The sequence below is a fragment of the Castellaniella sp. MT123 genome (assembly GCF_039614765.1).
GTDB lineage: Bacteria > Pseudomonadota > Gammaproteobacteria > Burkholderiales > Burkholderiaceae_B > Castellaniella.
The window spans coordinates 578,140-595,354 of record NZ_CP154879.1; the positions used below are offsets into that span (position 1 = coordinate 578,140).

Consider the following 17,215-nt stretch of genomic DNA (forward strand, 5'->3'; position numbering starts at 1 on the left):
ATGCCGTGACATTCAGGGGATGGGGGTGTGGGGTTCAGTCCTGCAGCCGCGTCCGCTGCGCCCTGACCCGGTCCAGTGTTTCGCCGAATTGCAGCAGGCGGGCTTTTTCCTGCTCCACGACGGCTGCGGGTGCCCGCTCGACGAAGCTGGCATTCGACAGCTTGGCGCCGGCTTTTGCGATTTCCTTTTCCAGGCGGTCGATTTCCTTGTCCAGGCGTGCGCGTTCGGCCGCGACGTCGATTTCCACGTGCAGCATCAGTTGCGTGGTGCCCACGACCTGCACCGGGGCGCCCAGGTCGGGCAGGTGGTCCACGGCCTGGACGGTGTCCAGGCGGGCGAGAGCCGTCAGATAGGGAGCCAGTTCGTCCAGGCCGGCATCCGCGCCCTGAACCAGCAGCGGGACACGCTGGCTCGGGGCCAGATTCATTTCGCCGCGCAGGGCACGGATGGCCTCGGTCAGGGATTTGAGCGCGGCCATGCGGGCGACGGCGGCGGTATCCAGCAGGGACTCCTGGGCCATGGGGTAGGGCTGGGTGCTGATGCTGGCCTCGGCGCCAGCTGCCCGGACCCCGGCGGCCACCGAGACTTTCTGCCAGAGCTCTTCCGTGATGAAGGGCATGATCGGATGGACCAGGCGCAGCAGGGTTTCCAGTACATGGATCAGGGTGCGGCGCGTGGCCGCCTGTTCCACGGCGCCGCCTGTCTGCAGGCGGACCTTGGCCAGTTCGACGTACCAGTCGCAGTATTCGTCCCAGATGAAGTGGTAGAGACGGTCGGACACCTGATCGAAGCGGTACTGGGCAAAGCCCGTGTGGACTTCCGTGATCAGTCGCTGCAAGCCGTCGATGATCCAGCGGTCGGCAAAGGACAGGTCGCCGGGCTGGGCGTGCCCCAGGTCGTGTCCTTCGACGTTCATCAGCACGAAACGGGTGGCGTTCCAGAGCTTGTTGCAGAAATTGCGATAGCCCTCGCAGCGCTTCAGGTCGAAATTGATGTTGCGCCCCAGGGTGGCATAGGCCGCCATGGTGAAGCGCAGCGCATCGGCGCCGTAGGCCGGGATGCCGTCGGGGTAATCCTTGCGCGTGCGCTTGCGGATGGTCTCGGCCTGCTTCGGGTTCATCAGGCCGGCCGTGCGCTTGGCCAGCAGGGATTCCAGGTCGATGCCGTCGATCAGGTCCACCGGATCGATGGTGTTGCCCTTGGACTTCGACATCTTCTTGCCTTCCATGTCACAAACCAGGCCGTGCACGTACACCGTGCGGAAGGGCACCTGGCCGGTATGGTGCATGCTCATCATGATCATGCGGGCGACCCAGAAGAAAATGATGTCGAAGCCCGTGACCAGCACGCTGGAGGGAAGATAGCGGGACAGGTCCGGCGTCTGCTCGGGCCAGCCCAGGTCGGTGAACGGCACCAGGGCGGATGAGAACCAGGTGTCCAGCACGTCAGGATCGCGGGTCAGCGGCCCGGCGACACCCGCCGCGCGGGCCTGACGCTCGGCGTCCTCGGCCGAGCGGGCGACGAAGATCCTGCCGTCGTCCGCATGCCAGGCGGGGATCTGGTGGCCCCACCACAGCTGGCGGGAAATACACCAGTCCTGGATGTTGTCGAGCCACTGGTTGTAGGTGGTGGTCCAGTTTTCCGGGACGAATTTCACGCGGCCGTCGGCGACGACTTCCAGTGCCACTTCGGTGATGCTCTTGCCAGGGTGCAGGCTGCCTTCGGGTGCCGGCTCGCTCATGGCGACGAACCACTGATCCGTCAGCATGGGTTCGATGACGCTGTTGGTGCGGTCGCCGCGCGGCACCATGAGCTTGTGCGGTTTCACCGCCTGCAGGAGATCCTGGGATTCCAGGTCGGTCACGATGCACTGGCGGGCCTCGTAGCGGTCCAGGCCGCGGTAGGGCGCAGGGGCCTGTTCGTCGATCTTCGCGTCCAGGGTCAGCACGCTGATCATCGGCAGGCCGTGGCGTTGGCCCACTGCGTAGTCGTTGAAATCGTGCGCGGGAGTGACCTTGACGACACCGGTGCCGAATTCGCGGTCCACGTAATCGTCCGCGATGATGGGGATCTCGCGGCCCACCAGTGGCAACGTCACGGTGCGTCCGATGAGATGCGCGTAGCGCTCGTCCTCTGGGTGCACCATGACGGCGACGTCGCCCAGCATGGTTTCGGGCCGGGTGGTGGCGACCACCAGGTGGGTCAACCCGTCGGCCGGCGTCGTCAGCGGGTAGCGGATTTCCCACATGTGGCCGTCTTCTTCCGAGCTGACCACTTCAAGGTCGGAGACGGCCGTGCCCAGAACCGGGTCCCAGTTCACCAGGCGCTTGCCGCGGTAGATCAGGCCCTGTTCGTACAGGCGCACGAAGACCTCGATCACGCCTCGCGACAGGCGATCGTCCATGGTGAAGTATTCACGTGACCAGTCGCAGGAAGAGCCCAGCCGCCGGAATTGGCCTGTGATGGTGCTGCCGGATTGCTCCTTCCATGCCCAGACTCGCTCCAGGAACTTGTCGCGACCGAGGTCGTGGCGCGATACGCCTTGTGCATCCAGCTGTCGTTCGACCACGATCTGTGTGGCGATGCCGGCGTGGTCGGTGCCGGGAATGAACACCGTATCGTCGCCGCTCATGCGGTGATAGCGGATCAGGCCGTCCATGATGGTCTGATTGAACGCATGGCCCATGTGCAGGGTGCCGGTGACATTGGGCGGCGGAAACTGGATCGCGAAGGGAGCCGATGTGTGCCCGGCCGCCGGTTCGACGTGCTGCCCGCCACTGAACAGGCCCCGTCGATTCCATTCGTCATACCAGCGGGACTCGATGTCCTGGGGTTCGAAGCTTTTGGGAAGGGAGATGGAATCGCTCATGGGTTCGGACAGCGAAAAAAACGATCATTGTAGGCGGATGCCAGGGAAACCGCGCATGGTAAAATGCACGGTTCACCGCGGGCACGGGCAAATATCCCCATCCGATGGGGCTGCGCCGCGCGGGATTCATTCTACCTTTTCATCGGGAAAGCTCCTTTCCTGTTCTACACCGGAAACCTCCATGGCTATCGAACGTACCCTTTCCATCATCAAGCCTGATGCCGTCGCCAAGAACGCAATCGGCCAGATCGTCGCCCGTTTTGAACAGGCTGGCCTGAAGGTCGTGGCGGCTCGTCTGCAGCAGTTGTCGCGCGGCGAGGCCGAGCGCTTCTACGCCGTCCACAAGGAACGTCCCTTCTTCAAGGACCTGGTCGATTTCATGGTCTCCGGTCCCGTGTTCGTGCAGGTTCTGGAAGGCGAATCCGCCATTGCCAAGAACCGCGACCTGATGGGCGCCACCGACCCGAAGAAGGCCGCGCCGGGCACCATCCGTGCCGACTTCGCCGACAGCATCGACGCCAACGCCGTGCATGGCTCCGACGCCGCCGAGACCGCTGCCGTTGAAATCGCCTTCTTCTTCCCTGAAAGCAACATTTTCGGCCGCTGATCGCGGCTTGTGTCCCGTCTGGCTCGACGCGTCGGCCGGGCGGAGCACCCCGGGTTGCCCCGGGGTCTCGAGTTCTCCTCATCTGTCGATCGTTTTCTATGTCTGGTACTGAATCCGTTCAGAGTTCCGTCAATGTCCTGGGCCTAGACCCGGCCGCCCTGGCGTCACTGGTGGCGCAGTGGGGGGGCAAGCCCTTTCGCGCGCGCCAGCTGTCGCAGTGGGTGCATCAGCGCGGGGTGGACCGGTTCCAGGACATGAGCGATCTGGCCAAAGATTTCCGGGCCCAGCTGGAAACCCATTGTGTCGTGCAGGCGCCGCCCCTGAACATCGAGAAGCGTTCGACGGACGGCACCCGCAAATGGCTGTTCGACATGGGGGCGGGCAATGCCATCGAAACCGTCTTCATTCCCGAAGACGATCGGGGCACACTCTGCATTTCCAGCCAGGCGGGCTGCACCGTCGCTTGTCCCTTCTGTTCCACGGGCTATCAGGGGTTCAGCCGCAATCTGACGACGGCCGAAATCATCGGCCAGCTGTGGTATGCCAACCGCGCCTTGCGCGATGACCCGCAGGCGGCGCGCCTGGACGGGCCGACCGATGAATCGCAGCGGGCGGTCAGCAACGTGGTCATGATGGGTATGGGCGAGCCCCTGCTCAATTACGACCAGGTCCTGGGCGCCCTGCGCCTCATGGTCGACGACCATGCCTATGGTCTGTCGCGGCGGCGCGTGACGGTGTCCACCTCGGGGGTGGTCCCGATGATCGACCGGCTGGCGCAGGATTGCCCTGTGGCGCTGGCAGTGTCGTTGCATGCCCCCAATGATGCATTGCGCGACCGGCTGGTTCCGTTGAACCGCAAGTATCCGCTGGCGGAATTGCTGGACGCCTGCAACCGCTACCTGGAATATGCCCCGCGTGATTTCATCACCTTCGAGTACATCATGCTCGATGGTGTCAACGATTCCGACGAACATGCGCGCGAACTGACCGGGATTGCCCGTCAGGTGCGCTGCAAGTTCAATCTGATCCCCTTCAATCCCTTCCCACAGTCGGGGTTGCGGCGCTCGCCAGCGGCGCGCGTGCGTTTGTTCGCCCAGCATCTGACCGACGCCGGGCTGGTGGCGACCGTGCGCAAGACGCGCGGCGACGATATCGACGCCGCCTGCGGCCAGTTGGCCGGCGAGGTGCGCGATCGCACCCGCATCAACGAACGGCTGCCCGATCGGGCACGCGTCGTCATACGCAAAAAGGAACACGGATGAGCGATTCCCCAAGTGACAGCCAGTCATGGCAGGACAGGCCAGACGGCCAGGCTATGCCGCCCGTCGGCGACACCCTGAAGACCTTGCGCGAAACCCGGGGCCTGACGCTGTCCGAGGTCTCTGCGCGCATCAAGTATTCCTCGGTGCAGCTGGGCTACCTGGAATGCGGAGACTGGGCGCGCCTCCCCGATGGCGTTCCGCTGCGAGGCCTGGTGCGCAACTATGCGCGTTTCCTGGAGGCTGACGTGGACGCCGTGCTGCGCCTGCTGGACGACGCTGTGGGGGCGGCACGTCCGCGTCTGACGGTGTCTTCCGCGGGCACGCGGCGGGCTATCCCGCCGGCCGACATGACGCCCAGGGGCGAACCTGCACACCGCACCTGGGCCTGGGTGCTGCTGATCCTGGTCTTGTTCTGCGTGATCGGCTTGTATGCCATCAACCGGGGCTGGGTCCCCGATCAGTGGCTGGCTCTTGATTGGCTGAAGGCGCTGCGCCAATGACTTCCTCTTCTGTGAATTCCGAACCGTCCGTCGCGGACCGGCGGCCCACGCGCTCAGTGGATGTACGCTGGGGCAGCCATGTGGTCCGGGTGGGCGGCGATGCGCCGGTCGTGGTCCAGTCCATGACCAACACCGACACGGCAGACCCCGAAGCCACCGCGCTGCAGGTGCGTGAACTCTGGCAGGCGGGGTCCGAACTCGTCCGGGTCACCGTGAATACCCCGGAGGCGGCTGCCCGCGTGGCCGATCTGCGCAATGCGCTGGACCGGATGAGTGTGCCCGTGCCGCTGGTGGGTGATTTTCATTACAACGGCCACAAGCTGCTGACCCAGTTCCCGGACTGCGCTCAGGCCTTGTCGAAATATCGCATCAACCCCGGCAATATGGGTGGCGGGAAGCGGCGCGACGACAATTTCGCGCAGATGATCGAGGTGGCCTGCCGCAACGACAAGCCCGTCCGGATCGGTGTGAACTGGGGCAGTCTGGACCACGAGCTGCTGGCGCGGATGATGGACGAGAACGCCGCGCGCCCTAGCCCCTGGACAGCCAACGCCGTGATGCGGGAAGCCCTGGTGGTCTCCGCCATCAGCAACGCGGAACGCGCCCAGGAACTCGGCCTGCCCGCCAACGCCGTGATTCTGTCCTGCAAGGTCAGCCACGTCCAGGATCTGATCGCGGTCTATCAGAGCCTGTCGCAGCGTTGCGATTATCCGCTGCACCTGGGCCTGACCGAGGCAGGGATGGGCTCCAAGGGCATCGTGGCATCGACGGCCGCGCTGGCCGTTTTGTTGCAGCAGGGAATCGGCGACACAATTCGCATTTCGCTGACGCCCGAACCGGGCGGCGACCGTTGCCGCGAAGTCGTGGTGGCGCAGGAAATTCTTCAGACCATGGGGTTGCGGGCTTTCACGCCGATGGTGGTGGCGTGCCCGGGGTGCGGGCGCACCAGCAGCACGGTGTTCCAGGAACTGGCCGCCAGCATCCAGGCTTATCTGCGCGCCCAGATGCCCGTCTGGAAGGCGCGGTATCCAGGGGTCGAGAACATGCACGTGGCCGTCATGGGCTGTGTGGTCAACGGCCCGGGGGAAAGCCGTCATGCGGATATCGGCATCAGCCTGCCCGGTACCGGCGAGGTCCCGGCCGCTCCGGTCTATGTCGATGGCCAGCGCACCGTCACCCTGAAGGGTGATTCGATCGCTCAGGAATTCAAACAGATTGTCGAAGACTATGTGGCACGGCGCTACGGGCAGGGCGCGGGCACGGAGCCCTCGCACCGTCCTGGCGTGGTGCCGCGTCACGCGGATTGAGTTGCATGTCCGAATTCAAGAAAGTCGCCGGCCTGACCGGCATGAAAGACACCCTGCCGCCCGAGTCGGCGCACTGGGAACGACTGGAAGCCCTGGTGCGCGACTGGTTGGCCGCATATGGCTACCAGAACATGCGCACGCCGGTGCTCGAGCACACCCGCTTGTTTACCCGGGGCATCGGCGAGGTCACCGATATCGTCGAAAAGGAAATGTATTCCTTCGTCGATCCCCTGAATGACGAGCGCCTGACCATGCGCCCTGAATTCACGGCTGGCATCGTGCGCTCGGCTATCGAACAGAACTTCCTGTATGACCGGCCGCGCCGTATTTACGCGATGGGGCCGGTGTTCCGCCACGAACGTCCGCAGCGCGGGCGCTATCGCCAGTTCCATCAGATCGACGTCGAGGCCCTGGGGTTCCCCGGTCCCGATGTGGACGCGGAACTGATCCTGATGCTGGCGCGCCTGTGGCGTCTGCTGGGGCTGAGCGACATCCGTCTGGAACTCAACTCCCTGGGGCAGGCGTCCGAACGCGCCGCGCACCGGGCCGCTTTGATTGCCTATCTGGAAAGACATGTCGACGTGCTCGACGAGGAAGCCCGTCGGCGCATGCACAGTAATCCGCTGCGCGTGCTGGACACGAAGAATCCGGCCATGCAGGATATGGCCAACGGCGCGCCGCGCCTGTTCGATTTTCTGGGGCCGGAATCGCTGGCCCATTACCAGGGCCTGTGCGCCCGGCTGGATGATGCCGGTGTAGCCTATACCCTGAATCCCCGTCTGGTGCGCGGACTGGACTACTACAACCTGACGGTTTTCGAGTGGGTGACCGATCGCCTGGGGGCCCAGGGGACGGTCTGCGGTGGTGGGCGCTACGACGGCTTGATCGAACTGCTGGGCGGTAAACCGGCGCCCGCTGTCGGTTTTGCCATCGGCATGGAGCGCCTGCTGGATCTATGGCTGCAGGATGCGCCACCGCCGACACCCGACGAGTGCCAGGTCTATCTGGTGCATCAGGGCGATGACGGGCAGCGCCGCGCGGCCCGCCTGGCGGAGGGCCTGAGAGACGCCGGATTGCGGGTACTTGTCCATGCCGGCTCGACTGGGTTTAAATCACAGTTTCGTCGCGCTGACGCCAGTGGCGCCATAGCAGCCGTCATCGTCGGCGGCGACGAACTCGTTTCGGGCGCCGCGACCGTGAAATGGCTGCGTACCGAGGCTTCCGGCGAATCTCAGCAGGAGTCGATCGCGTTCGACCAGCTGGCCCAGCATCTCAAGCAAAGGATCTGACTACAGGCATGGCATACGATCTCGAAGAACAGGAAAAAATCGACGCACTGAAGGCCTGGTGGGAACGCTATGGCACGCTCGGCATGACCGCAGTGCTGGTCGTCGTGGCCGTGTTCGCCGGCTGGCGCGGTTGGCAGTGGTACGAGTCGCATCAGGCTGGTCAGGCCATGGGCTACTACGAGGCATTGGAAACCGCTACCAGCCAACAGGGTGATGATGCGGTGACCCGCATCAAGGCCGCCAGCACGGCACTGCGCAGCGATTACGCCAGCTCCGGCTACGCCGCGCGTGGCGTTCTGGTGGCCGCTTGGGCGCTGCAGGAACGCAAGGATCTGGATGGGGCCCGCGAGCAGCTTGAATGGCTGGTGCGCGATGGTTCCGAGCCGGCCCTGCAGGCAGTGGCTCGTCTGCGTCTGGCAGGCGTCCTGCTGGCACAGAAGCAATATGAACCGGCCCTGGCCCAGTTGCAGGGGACGGCGCCCGAAGGGTTCGCCGCCCTGTATGCCGATCGCCGTGGCGACGTGCTGGCGGCCCAGGGGCATGCCGACCAGGCGGTGCAGGCCTGGCGCGACGCGCTGAAGGCCTTGGGGGCCGATCCCGCCGCGCAGATCATCCAGCTGAAGATTGACGCCTTGAACGGAGCCTGAGCCCCATGCGTACCCCTGTTCGTTTGTTTCGCGCCGCCGTCATCAGCCTGTCGGTGGTGGGTCTGGCAGGCTGCGGCCTGTTTTCTCGCACGGATGCCCGCTTCGACCCGGCGCCGCTGACCGAATACGCGCCTTCGTTGGCCGTCGCGTCCCGCTGGTCGGTGTCGATCGGCAGCGGCGGAGATTACGGTTTTTCGCCGCAGGTGGTCGGTGACACGGCCTATGCCGCTACGCCTTCGGGGGCTGTCGCGGCGCTGGATCTCGCCAGCGGGGCCGTCCGCTGGCGCGCGGGCAAGGATCCCTTGTCGGCGGGTGTCGGCACGGATGGTCGCACAACGGCCGTCGTGACCCAGACGGGGATGGTCGTGGCTTACGACGCCCAAGGCAACGAGATCTGGCGCAGCCAGGCGGCCAGCGCGGTGAACGTGCCACCGGCCGTCGGCAACGGTATTGTGGCGGTCCGCACCACCGATTACCGGGTCCAGGCCTTCGACGAATCCACGGGCAAGTTGCGCTGGAACGTCCAGCGCCCGGGTCCCGCGCTCGCCTTGCGGACCAGCATGCGCATGGCGATGGTGCCGGGCACGGTGATCGCCGGGATGCCCGGCGGCCGCCTGCTCGTGATCGATGCGGCGTCCGGTGCCGTGCGCTGGGAGGGTTCCGTGTCGCCATCGCGCGGCGCCTCGGATCTGGAACGGATCAGCGACGTCGTGGGCGAGCCCGTGACGGTCGGGCCGCTGCTGTGTGGCGTCAGCTATCAGGGCCACACCACCTGCTTCGATGTTTCGCAGGGTGGGCGCCCGATCTGGTCGCAGGAAGTCTCCTCGGCCACCGGGATGGCGACCGACGGCCAGCATATTTATCTGCCGGATCTGCGGGATACGGTCCATGCGCTGGATCTGCGCGATGGTCACGAAGTCTGGAAACAGTCCGCCCTGCTCAATCGCCGCCTGAGCTCTCCGGCCGTGGTGGGCAGCGCGGTGGTGCTGGGGGACTATCAGGGATACCTGCACTTCTTGTCGCGTGCCGACGGCAGCCTGATGGCCCGTCTGCAAGTCGGCGGTGGCCCGATCACTTCCGCCCCGCTTTCGACACCGCGCGGGGCGTTGATCCAGACGGGCAGCGGCAATCTGATGTTGGTGACCACCGGTGGCTGAACTGCATTTCAAGCCGGTGGTGGTCCTGGTCGGGCGCACCAACGTCGGCAAATCGACCCTGTTCAACCGGCTGACGCGGTCGCGCGCGGCGCTGGTGGCCAACATCTCGGGCTTGACCCGCGATCGGCACTACGGCGAAGGGCGAATGGGCGATCATCCCTTCATCGTCGTGGATACCGGCGGGTTCGAACCGGTGGCGACCCAGGGCATCCTGGTCGAGATGGCGCGCCAGACCGCGCAGGCGATCGCCGAGGCGGACGTCGTGCTGTTTCTGGTGGATGGCCGCGAGGGCATCAACGCCCACGACCATGAGATCGCCCGGCTGTTGCGCAAGGCCGGTCAGCGCGTCCTGCTGGCCGTCAACAAGGCCGAGGGCATGCGTCACCACGCCGATCTGGCCCAGTTTTATGAACTGGGGCTGGGCGATCCGCACCCCATATCCGCCGCGCATGGCGACGGTGTGTCGGCGCTGGTGGACGAGGCCCTGGGTCCGCTGCTGGTTCCCGAGCCGAGCCACTCGCTGGACGCGGATCCGCTTGCAATCACCGAGGAAGCCGAAGATGAGGCCGATGTGCCTGATCACCGGATCAAGCTGGCTATCGCAGGGCGCCCGAACGTTGGCAAGTCCACGCTCATCAACACGCTGGTGGGTGAAGAACGCGTCATCGCGTACGATTTGCCCGGCACGACGCGGGATGCGATCGAAATCGAATTCGAACGCAACGGTCGCCGCTATACCCTGATCGACACGGCGGGGCTGCGCCGGCGCGGCAAGGTCTTCGAAACTGTCGAGAAATTTTCTGTCATCAAGACGCTGCAGGCGATCGAGGCATCCAACGTGGTGCTGCTGCTGATCGATGCGCAGGCAGGCATTTCGGACCAGGATGCGCACATCGCCGGTTTCGCCACAGAGGCGGGGCGCGCCTTGGTCGTGGGGCTGAACAAGTGGGACGCGGTGGATAGCGAACAGCGCGAATGGGTGCAGCGCGAATACGAGCGCAAGCTGCGTTTTCTGTCCTTTGCGCGGGTCCTGCATCTGTCGGCCCTGAAGGGGCAGGGCGTCGGGCCGGTGCTCAAAGCCGTCGAGGCCGCCCATGCGGCGGCCTTCGCCAAGCTGTCCACACCCAAACTCACACGCACCCTGCAGGCGGCCATCGAGCAGCAACCGCCGCCGCGCAAGGGTATCTTCCGGCCCAAGATGCGGTATGCCCACCAGGGCGGGCAGAATCCGCCGCGCATCATCATCCATGGCAATGCCCTGGATGATGTCCCCGATTCCTATCGGCGCTATCTGGAAAATCAGTTCCGCGAGGCATTCAATCTGGCAGGCACGCCGTTGAGCATCGAGTTCAAATCCTCGCACAATCCCTATCTGAAGGACGCCAATCCGTGAGCACGCTCTGGAGCGATCACATCGCTGGGCTGACCCCCTACGTCCCCGGCGAGCAGGCGCGGATCCCGAACCTGCTCAAGCTCAATACCAACGAGAATCCGTACGGGCCATCGCCCAAGGCCATCGAGGCCATGCGGGCGATGCTGGACGATGACCTGCGCCTCTATCCGGACTACAAGGCGCAGGCGCTGCGTCAGGCGATTGCCAAACGCTATCGTCTGGCGGCCGACCAGGTGTTTCTGGGCAACGGCTCCGACGAGGTGCTGGCGCATATCTTCAACGCCCTGTTCCGGCGCGGTGATCGTGCCTTGTGGCTGCCTGATGTCACCTACAGTTTCTACCGGACCTATTGCCGTTTCTACGACGTGCCGCACCGGCTGATTCCGCTTGCTGACGATTTCACCCTGCGCGTCGAAGACTACACGGGTCCCGTTGACCAGGAACCGGCTGGCGTCATCTTTGCCAATCCCAATGCCCCGACGGGTTGCGCGCTCGGGCTGGACGCCATCGCGGCCATTGCCGAGGCCCGGCCGGACTGCGCCGTGGTGGTCGACGAAGCCTACGTCGATTTCGGCGCCGAGTCGGCTGCCTCGCTGATCGGCCGCTTTCCGAATCTGATGGTGGTGCATACCCTGTCGAAATCCCGCTCGCTGGCCGGCCTGCGCGTCGGTTACGCGCTGGCCTCGTCGGAACTGATCGACGGGTTGCTGCGGGTGAAGGACAGCTTCAATTCCTATCCGCTGGACCGGATTGCCATGGCCGGCGCCCAGGCGTCGATCGAAGACGAAGCCTGGTTCGACCGTACCCGGCGGGCGGTCATCGGCGCCCGAGATCATCTGGCACAGAACTTGCGGGTGCTGGGCTTCACGGTGCTGCCATCTCAGGCAAATTTCGTCTTCGCCCGTCATCGCAGCGAAGATGCCACCGTCATTGCGCAGCGCCTGCGCGACCAGGGCATCCTGGTGCGGCATTTCCAGGCACCGCGCATCGACCAGTATTTGCGCATCACAGTAGGCACACCAGAGCAGTGCGCCCGGCTCTGTGATACGCTGAAGACCGTTCTTTCCACCTGAGCGACTCAGGCTGGCGGCCTCGTGCTGCAGTGCATGATTCGCATTAAAATAACCACCCACCATAACTTCAATAACCGGAGCCTCGTCCATGAGCAACAAAGGGCAAATTCTCCAAGACCCGTTCCTGAATGCATTGCGCAAGGACCACGTGCCCGTCTCGATCTACCTGGTCAACGGGATCAAACTGCAGGGCCAGGTCGAATCCTTCGACCAATATGTCGTGTTGCTGCGCAACACAGTCACGCAGATGGTCTACAAGCATGCCATCTCGACGGTGGTGCCGGCCCGGCCGGTTTCCTTCCAGGTGGACGACTCTGCTGAATAAATCCGCTTTCAGCCCGGATCCATTCTCGCCCGCCATGCCCCCCGCATCGGCGGGCATTCGTTTTTACGCGCCGGCTAGCGCCACGAGGTTGGATCTCTTTGGGGCGCCGGGCCGCCCCAAGCCCCAAAGGGCCCCCTTGGGGGGCAGCAAGCGGGCGCCAGCCTGCGCAGCGTGGGGGCTTATATGAAATCCCTGGTCATCAGCGTCGATCTCGGCGAACCCGACTACACAGCGCATGCCGAGGAATTCCTGATGCTGGCCAGCGGGGCCGGCGCGGATATCGTCGAAGTCCTGACGGCGCGCCGTAGTCGCCCGGATGCGGCGGGTTTCATCGGCTCCGGCAAGATCGAAGAGGCCGCCGCGCTGGTCAAGGCCACCGGAGCGGAGGTCGTGCTGTTCGATCAGCCTCTCAGCCCCGCCCAGCAGCGTAATCTCGAGCGCCAGTTCGAGGTCCGCGTCGTGGACCGCGTCGCGCTCATCCTGGATATCTTCGCCCTGCGTGCCAAAAGCCACGAGGGCAAGCTGCAGGTCGAACTGGCGCAACTGCAGCATTTGTCCACGCGCCTCACCCGCTTGTGGACCCACCTCGAACGTCAGCGTGGCGGGATTGGGGTACGGGGCCCCGGCGAATCCCAGCTGGAAACCGACCGGCGCCTGATCGGCGTGCGGGTCCGGGCGCTGCGCGAGCGCCTGGATCGGCTGCAGCGCCAGCGCCTGACACAGCGTCGCGCGCGGGTGCGGGGACAGACCTTGTCGGTGTCGCTGGTCGGGTACACCAATGCCGGCAAATCGACCCTGTTCAACGCCCTGACCCGGGCCGACGCCTACGCGGCCAATCAGCTGTTTGCAACGCTGGATACGACGACACGTCGGGTCTGGATCGAGGGGGCGGGGCAGGTGGTCGTATCCGATACGGTGGGCTTCATCCGGGCCTTGCCGCCGATGCTGATCGCGGCCTTTCGTGCCACCCTGGAAGAAACCGTGCATGCCGACCTGCTGTTGCACGTCGTCGATGCGGCCAGCCCGCAGCGCGACGAGCAGGCCTTCGAGGTCAACAAGGTTCTGCGGGACATCGGCGCGGACGAGATTCCGCAGATCCGCGTCTATAACAAAATCGACATGGCTGGATATGATCCCCGGGTCGAAAGAAATGAACATGGTACGATTGCGCGAGTCTTTGTCAGTGCGCTGAAACGCAGTGGCTTGGACGGTTTGCGACAGTCGATCGCTGAATTTGGGGGGCTAACGGGAAACGATGCGCGGAATGAAACTGTTCAACCTGAATGATCCGGGCTGGGGGCGCGGTCAGCAAAATCAGGACAACGATCCCGCCAATAAACCCAATCCGTCCGGCGGTCCACCCGATCTGGACGAGGTCTGGCGTGATTTCAACAAGCGGCTGACGGGTCTGTTCGGCAAACGTGGCGGTCGTGGGCCGCGCCTCCCCTCGGGCGGCGGTCTGCCGACTCTGCCGGGGCCTTCGCCGCGCTTTATCATGCTCGTCATCATTGCGGCGATCCTGTTGTGGCTGGCCAGCGGCTTCATGGTTGTCCAGGAAGGCCAGGTGGGTGTCGTGACGCGATTCGGCAAATACACCCGCACGCTCACGCCAGGTCTGCAATGGCGCATGCCGTATCCCATCGAGGCCTCGCAGGATGTGAACATTGCACAGCTGCGTACCTTCGAAGTCGGTTTCCGCGGATCCTCGCGCAACAAGGTCCTGCCTGAATCCCTGATGCTGACCAACGACGAGAACATCGTCGACGTGCAGTTCGTCGTTCAGTACCGTCTGCGCGCCGATGGCGCGCCCGCCTATCTGTTCAACACCAGTCAGCCCGATGAATCCGTGCGCCAGGCGGCGGAAACCGCCATGCGCGAGATCGTGGGCCGCAAGCCCATGGATTTCGTCCTGTATTCGGGGCGCACCGAGGTCGCCTCCGAGGTCCACACGCTGGCGCAAAGCATTCTTGACCGCTACGAGACCGGCATCCAGATTTCGACCGTTGCCATCCAGAACGTGCAGCCGCCCGAGCAGGTGCAGGCCGCCTTCGATGACGCGGTGAAGGCCGGGCAGGACCGCGAGCGCCAGATCAACGAAGGCAATGCGTATGCCAGCCAGGTGATCCCCGAGGCCGAAGGCCAGTCCGCCCGCATGGTCCAGGAGGCCGAGGGTTACAGTGCCAAGGTCATCGGGCAGGCGCAGGGTGACACGTCGCGTTTCGACAGTGTCGTGACCGAATACACCAAGGCGCCGGCGATCACGCGCGAACGCATGTACCTGGAGACGATGCAGAACATCCTCAGTGATTCCGCCAAGGTCATGGTCGACGTGCCTTCCAGCAGCAACATGCTGTATCTGCCTCTGGACAAGATCATGCATCAGGCGGCCCGCACGACCGCTCCCGGGGGTTCGTCGGCGGTCTCGTCCGGCTCCTCGTCGAGTACCTCGGCGGCTGGCGCGGCCGGTGCGGCCCAGACGACCAGGAAACCGGCGCCACAGTCCGGCAGCCCGGCGTCGCGGGGCGTTCCGTCCGGCCTGGATTCTCTGATGACCAGCCCGTATTCGAACTAGGAGCCGATGATGCAACGTTTTTTTCCTGCCCTGGTCGGTCTGGTCCTGCTCGTGGCGATCCTGTCCTCCAGCATGTTTATCGTGCGGGAACGGGATGCCGCGCTGCTGTTCGCCCTGGGCGAGGTCCGCGAGACGATCACGCAGCCGGGCTTGTATTTCAAGTATCCGCCACCCTTCGAAAATGTGGTCTATCTGGACAAGCGCCTGCAGACCATCGAGACCCGGGATCCCGAGCGCATCCAGACGGCCGAAAAGAAAAACCTGCTGATCGATTCCTTCGTCAAATGGCGGATCGCCGATCCCCGGCTGTATTACGTGACCTTCGGCGCCAACAGCGGCGCGGCGGTCGAGCGCCTGCAGGCGCAGATCCGGGATGCCCTGAATGCGGCGGTGAACGTGCGCACCGTCAAGCAGGTGGTGTCCAGTGACCGCGACACCATCATGAAGGAAGTCCTGTCGGCCGTCGCCCAGCGTGCCAAGCCATTGGGGGTCGATGTGGTCGATGTCCGCCTGCGCCGCATCGATTTCACGCCAGAGATTTCCGACTCGGTCTATCGCCGCATGGAAGCCGAGCGCAAGCAGGAAGCCAACCGCCTGCGCGCCGGCGGCGCGGCTGATGGCGAGCGGATTCGCGCCGAGGCCGACCGCAAACGCCAGGAGATCCTGGCCAAGGCCTATGCCGAATCCCAGGCCAAGCGTGGCGAGGGTGACGCCACCGCGGCGGCCATCTATGCCAAATCCTACGGCAAGGACCCTGAGTTCTACAGTTTCTACAAGAGCCTGGATGCCTATCGCTCGGCGTTCTCCGGGCAAAACAGCACGTTGGTGCTGAGTCCCGGTTCGGATTTCTTCCAGTACTGGGATCGCGCAAAGGGTAGTACCAAGCCGGCGTCGCGCTGACGCCCAGGCGGACGGCCTGGCCACTCGTATGCCGCGCGGATCAACCAACCCGCCTACGAGAAGGAGCCAGGTCGTTTTTTTTTGGCTGATTTTGGAATGAACAGAACATGATGTCGAACTGGCTGCTGCCGGAAAATCTGTCGGACATCCTGCCCGCTGAAGCGCGCCGCATCGAGGAATTGCGGCGTGAACTGCTCGACCTGTACCGGACCTACGGCTTCGAGCTGGTGGCTCCGCCCATGGTCGAGTATCTCGACTCGCTGATGCCCGCCAAGGACGAAGCGCTGCGTCTGCGCACCTGCAAACTGGTCGATCAGCTCTCGGGTCTGACCATGGGTGTGCGTGCGGACATAACAGTGCAGGTTTCGCGTATCGACGCGCACCTGCTCAATCGGCCAGGGGTGACGCGGCTGTGCTACTGTGGGCCCGTCGTGCATGCCCGGCCTTCCGGCCTCATGTCGGATCGCGAGCTCCTGCAGATCGGCGCCGAGATCTTCGGCCACGCGGGCGTTCAGGCGGATATCGAGAGCGTGCACCTGGCACTGGAATCCGTGCGGCGCGCAGGTGTGCTGCAGCCGCGCCTGGACCTGAATCATCCGGGGGTGGGGCGCGCTTTGGTGGATGCGGACCCGGCGCTTGCCGAGGTTGCCGATACGGTGTTCGACCTACTCAGTGCCAAGGACGCACCCGGGCTCGAGGCGCTGTGTGCGGAATCCCAGGCGCAACCCGAAAGCCTGCAGGCCTTGCGGGCGCTGACAACTCTGTACGGGGATCTGTCGGTCGTCGATCGGGCCCGCCAGTGCCTGCCCGACCTGCCTGCGGTGCATGCGGCACTGGATGCCCTGCGCACGCTCTGTACGGCCTTGCCCGATGCCCCCATCGCCATCGACCTGGCCGACATGGGTGGCAATTACGGCTATCACTCGGGAGTGGTGTTTTCGATCTATGCCGCTGGCTGGCATGATGCCCTGGTGCGCGGCGGCCGTTACGATGGCATCGGCCGCAAGTTCGGGCGCGCACGGCCGGCCACCGGCTTCAGCCTGGATCTGCGCAAACTGTCCGCCGGCCTGCCCGATGCCCAGCCCGCTCAGGCGATCCGGGCACCCTGGTCCGATGATCCCGCGCTGGCTCAGGCCATCGGCACGCTACGCTCCCAGGGGCATATCGTCATCCAGAGTCTTCCTGGCGAACCGCAGCAGTTCGACGAGTTCCGGGTGGATCAGGAACTGGTATCGGCCGACAGTGGCTGGGTGCTGCGAACGGTTGCCATTCGTTAAGATGGTATAAACTTATTCGTTTCCATGGTGGCATAGT

General features: G+C 64.5%; 15 protein-coding genes. 14 read left to right on the forward strand and 1 reads right to left on the reverse strand.

Features of this window, described 5'->3' with window-relative positions; all coding sequences use genetic code 11:
* Positions 1-34 precede the first annotated feature (34 nt).
* Entirely contained in the window at positions 35-2,869 is a 2,835-nt protein-coding gene (locus tag ABCV34_RS02600) for a valine--tRNA ligase (RefSeq protein WP_345797703.1), read from the reverse strand.
* 181 nt (positions 2,870-3,050) lie between these two features.
* On the opposite strand from ABCV34_RS02600, the gene ndk reads away from it, so the two are divergent.
* The 14 genes from ndk (at position 3,051) to ABCV34_RS02670 (ending at position 17,178) form a co-directional block, all read left to right on the forward strand.
* Complete coding sequence (gene ndk, locus ABCV34_RS02605) at positions 3,051-3,476, forward strand: nucleoside-diphosphate kinase (protein WP_345797704.1); 426 nt, start codon at positions 3,051-3,053, stop codon at positions 3,474-3,476.
* Positions 3,477-3,574: 98 nt separating this feature from the next.
* Positions 3,575-4,738, forward strand: coding sequence for a 23S rRNA (adenine(2503)-C(2))-methyltransferase RlmN (rlmN, locus tag ABCV34_RS02610; RefSeq protein WP_345797705.1), 1,164 nt, complete (start codon positions 3,575-3,577; stop codon positions 4,736-4,738).
* Positions 4,735-5,238: a helix-turn-helix domain-containing protein gene (locus ABCV34_RS02615; protein ID WP_345797706.1), complete on the forward strand. Its 504-nt coding sequence runs from the start codon at positions 4,735-4,737 to the stop codon at positions 5,236-5,238. The genes rlmN and ABCV34_RS02615 overlap by 4 nt, the downstream gene beginning before the upstream one ends.
* Positions 5,235-6,545, forward strand: coding sequence for a flavodoxin-dependent (E)-4-hydroxy-3-methylbut-2-enyl-diphosphate synthase (gene ispG, locus ABCV34_RS02620; protein WP_345797707.1), 1,311 nt, complete (start codon positions 5,235-5,237; stop codon positions 6,543-6,545). Before ABCV34_RS02615 ends, ispG begins: the two co-directional genes overlap by 4 nt.
* 5 nt (positions 6,546-6,550) lie before the next feature.
* Complete coding sequence (gene hisS / locus ABCV34_RS02625) at positions 6,551-7,834, forward strand: histidine--tRNA ligase (RefSeq protein ID WP_345797708.1); 1,284 nt, start codon at positions 6,551-6,553, stop codon at positions 7,832-7,834.
* Between the two features lie 8 nt (positions 7,835-7,842).
* Complete coding sequence (locus ABCV34_RS02630; RefSeq protein WP_345797709.1) at positions 7,843-8,481, forward strand: tetratricopeptide repeat protein; 639 nt, start codon at positions 7,843-7,845, stop codon at positions 8,479-8,481.
* A 5-nt stretch (positions 8,482-8,486) separates the two neighbouring features.
* Positions 8,487-9,638 carry an outer membrane protein assembly factor BamB gene (gene bamB / locus ABCV34_RS02635; protein ID WP_345797710.1) on the forward strand — a complete coding sequence of 384 codons (1,152 nt, stop codon included), beginning with the start codon at positions 8,487-8,489 and terminating at the stop codon, positions 9,636-9,638.
* A 1-nt stretch (position 9,639) separates the two neighbouring features.
* Positions 9,640-11,031, forward strand: coding sequence for a ribosome biogenesis GTPase Der (gene der / locus ABCV34_RS02640; protein ID WP_345798676.1), 1,392 nt, complete (start codon positions 9,640-9,642; stop codon positions 11,029-11,031).
* A complete protein-coding gene (gene hisC / locus ABCV34_RS02645) occupies positions 11,028-12,104 on the forward strand; it encodes a histidinol-phosphate transaminase (protein WP_345797711.1) in 1,077 nt (358 codons plus the stop codon). The genes der and hisC overlap by 4 nt, the downstream gene beginning before the upstream one ends.
* An 88-nt stretch (positions 12,105-12,192) precedes the next feature.
* Positions 12,193-12,429 carry an RNA chaperone Hfq gene (hfq, locus tag ABCV34_RS02650; protein ID WP_043681925.1) on the forward strand — a complete coding sequence of 79 codons (237 nt, stop codon included), beginning with the start codon at positions 12,193-12,195 and terminating at the stop codon, positions 12,427-12,429.
* Positions 12,430-12,612: 183 nt separating this feature from the next.
* A complete protein-coding gene (gene hflX / locus ABCV34_RS02655) occupies positions 12,613-13,716 on the forward strand; it encodes a GTPase HflX (RefSeq protein WP_345797712.1) in 1,104 nt (367 codons plus the stop codon).
* Entirely contained in the window at positions 13,685-15,001 is a 1,317-nt protein-coding gene (hflK, locus tag ABCV34_RS02660; RefSeq protein ID WP_345797713.1) for an FtsH protease activity modulator HflK, read from the forward strand. The genes hflX and hflK overlap by 32 nt, the downstream gene beginning before the upstream one ends.
* A gap of 9 nt (positions 15,002-15,010) precedes the next feature.
* Entirely contained in the window at positions 15,011-15,901 is an 891-nt protein-coding gene (gene hflC / locus ABCV34_RS02665) for a protease modulator HflC (protein WP_345797714.1), read from the forward strand.
* A 110-nt stretch (positions 15,902-16,011) separates the two neighbouring features.
* A complete protein-coding gene (locus ABCV34_RS02670; protein ID WP_345798677.1) occupies positions 16,012-17,178 on the forward strand; it encodes an ATP phosphoribosyltransferase regulatory subunit in 1,167 nt (388 codons plus the stop codon).
* The last annotated feature ends 37 nt before the right edge of the window (positions 17,179-17,215 follow it).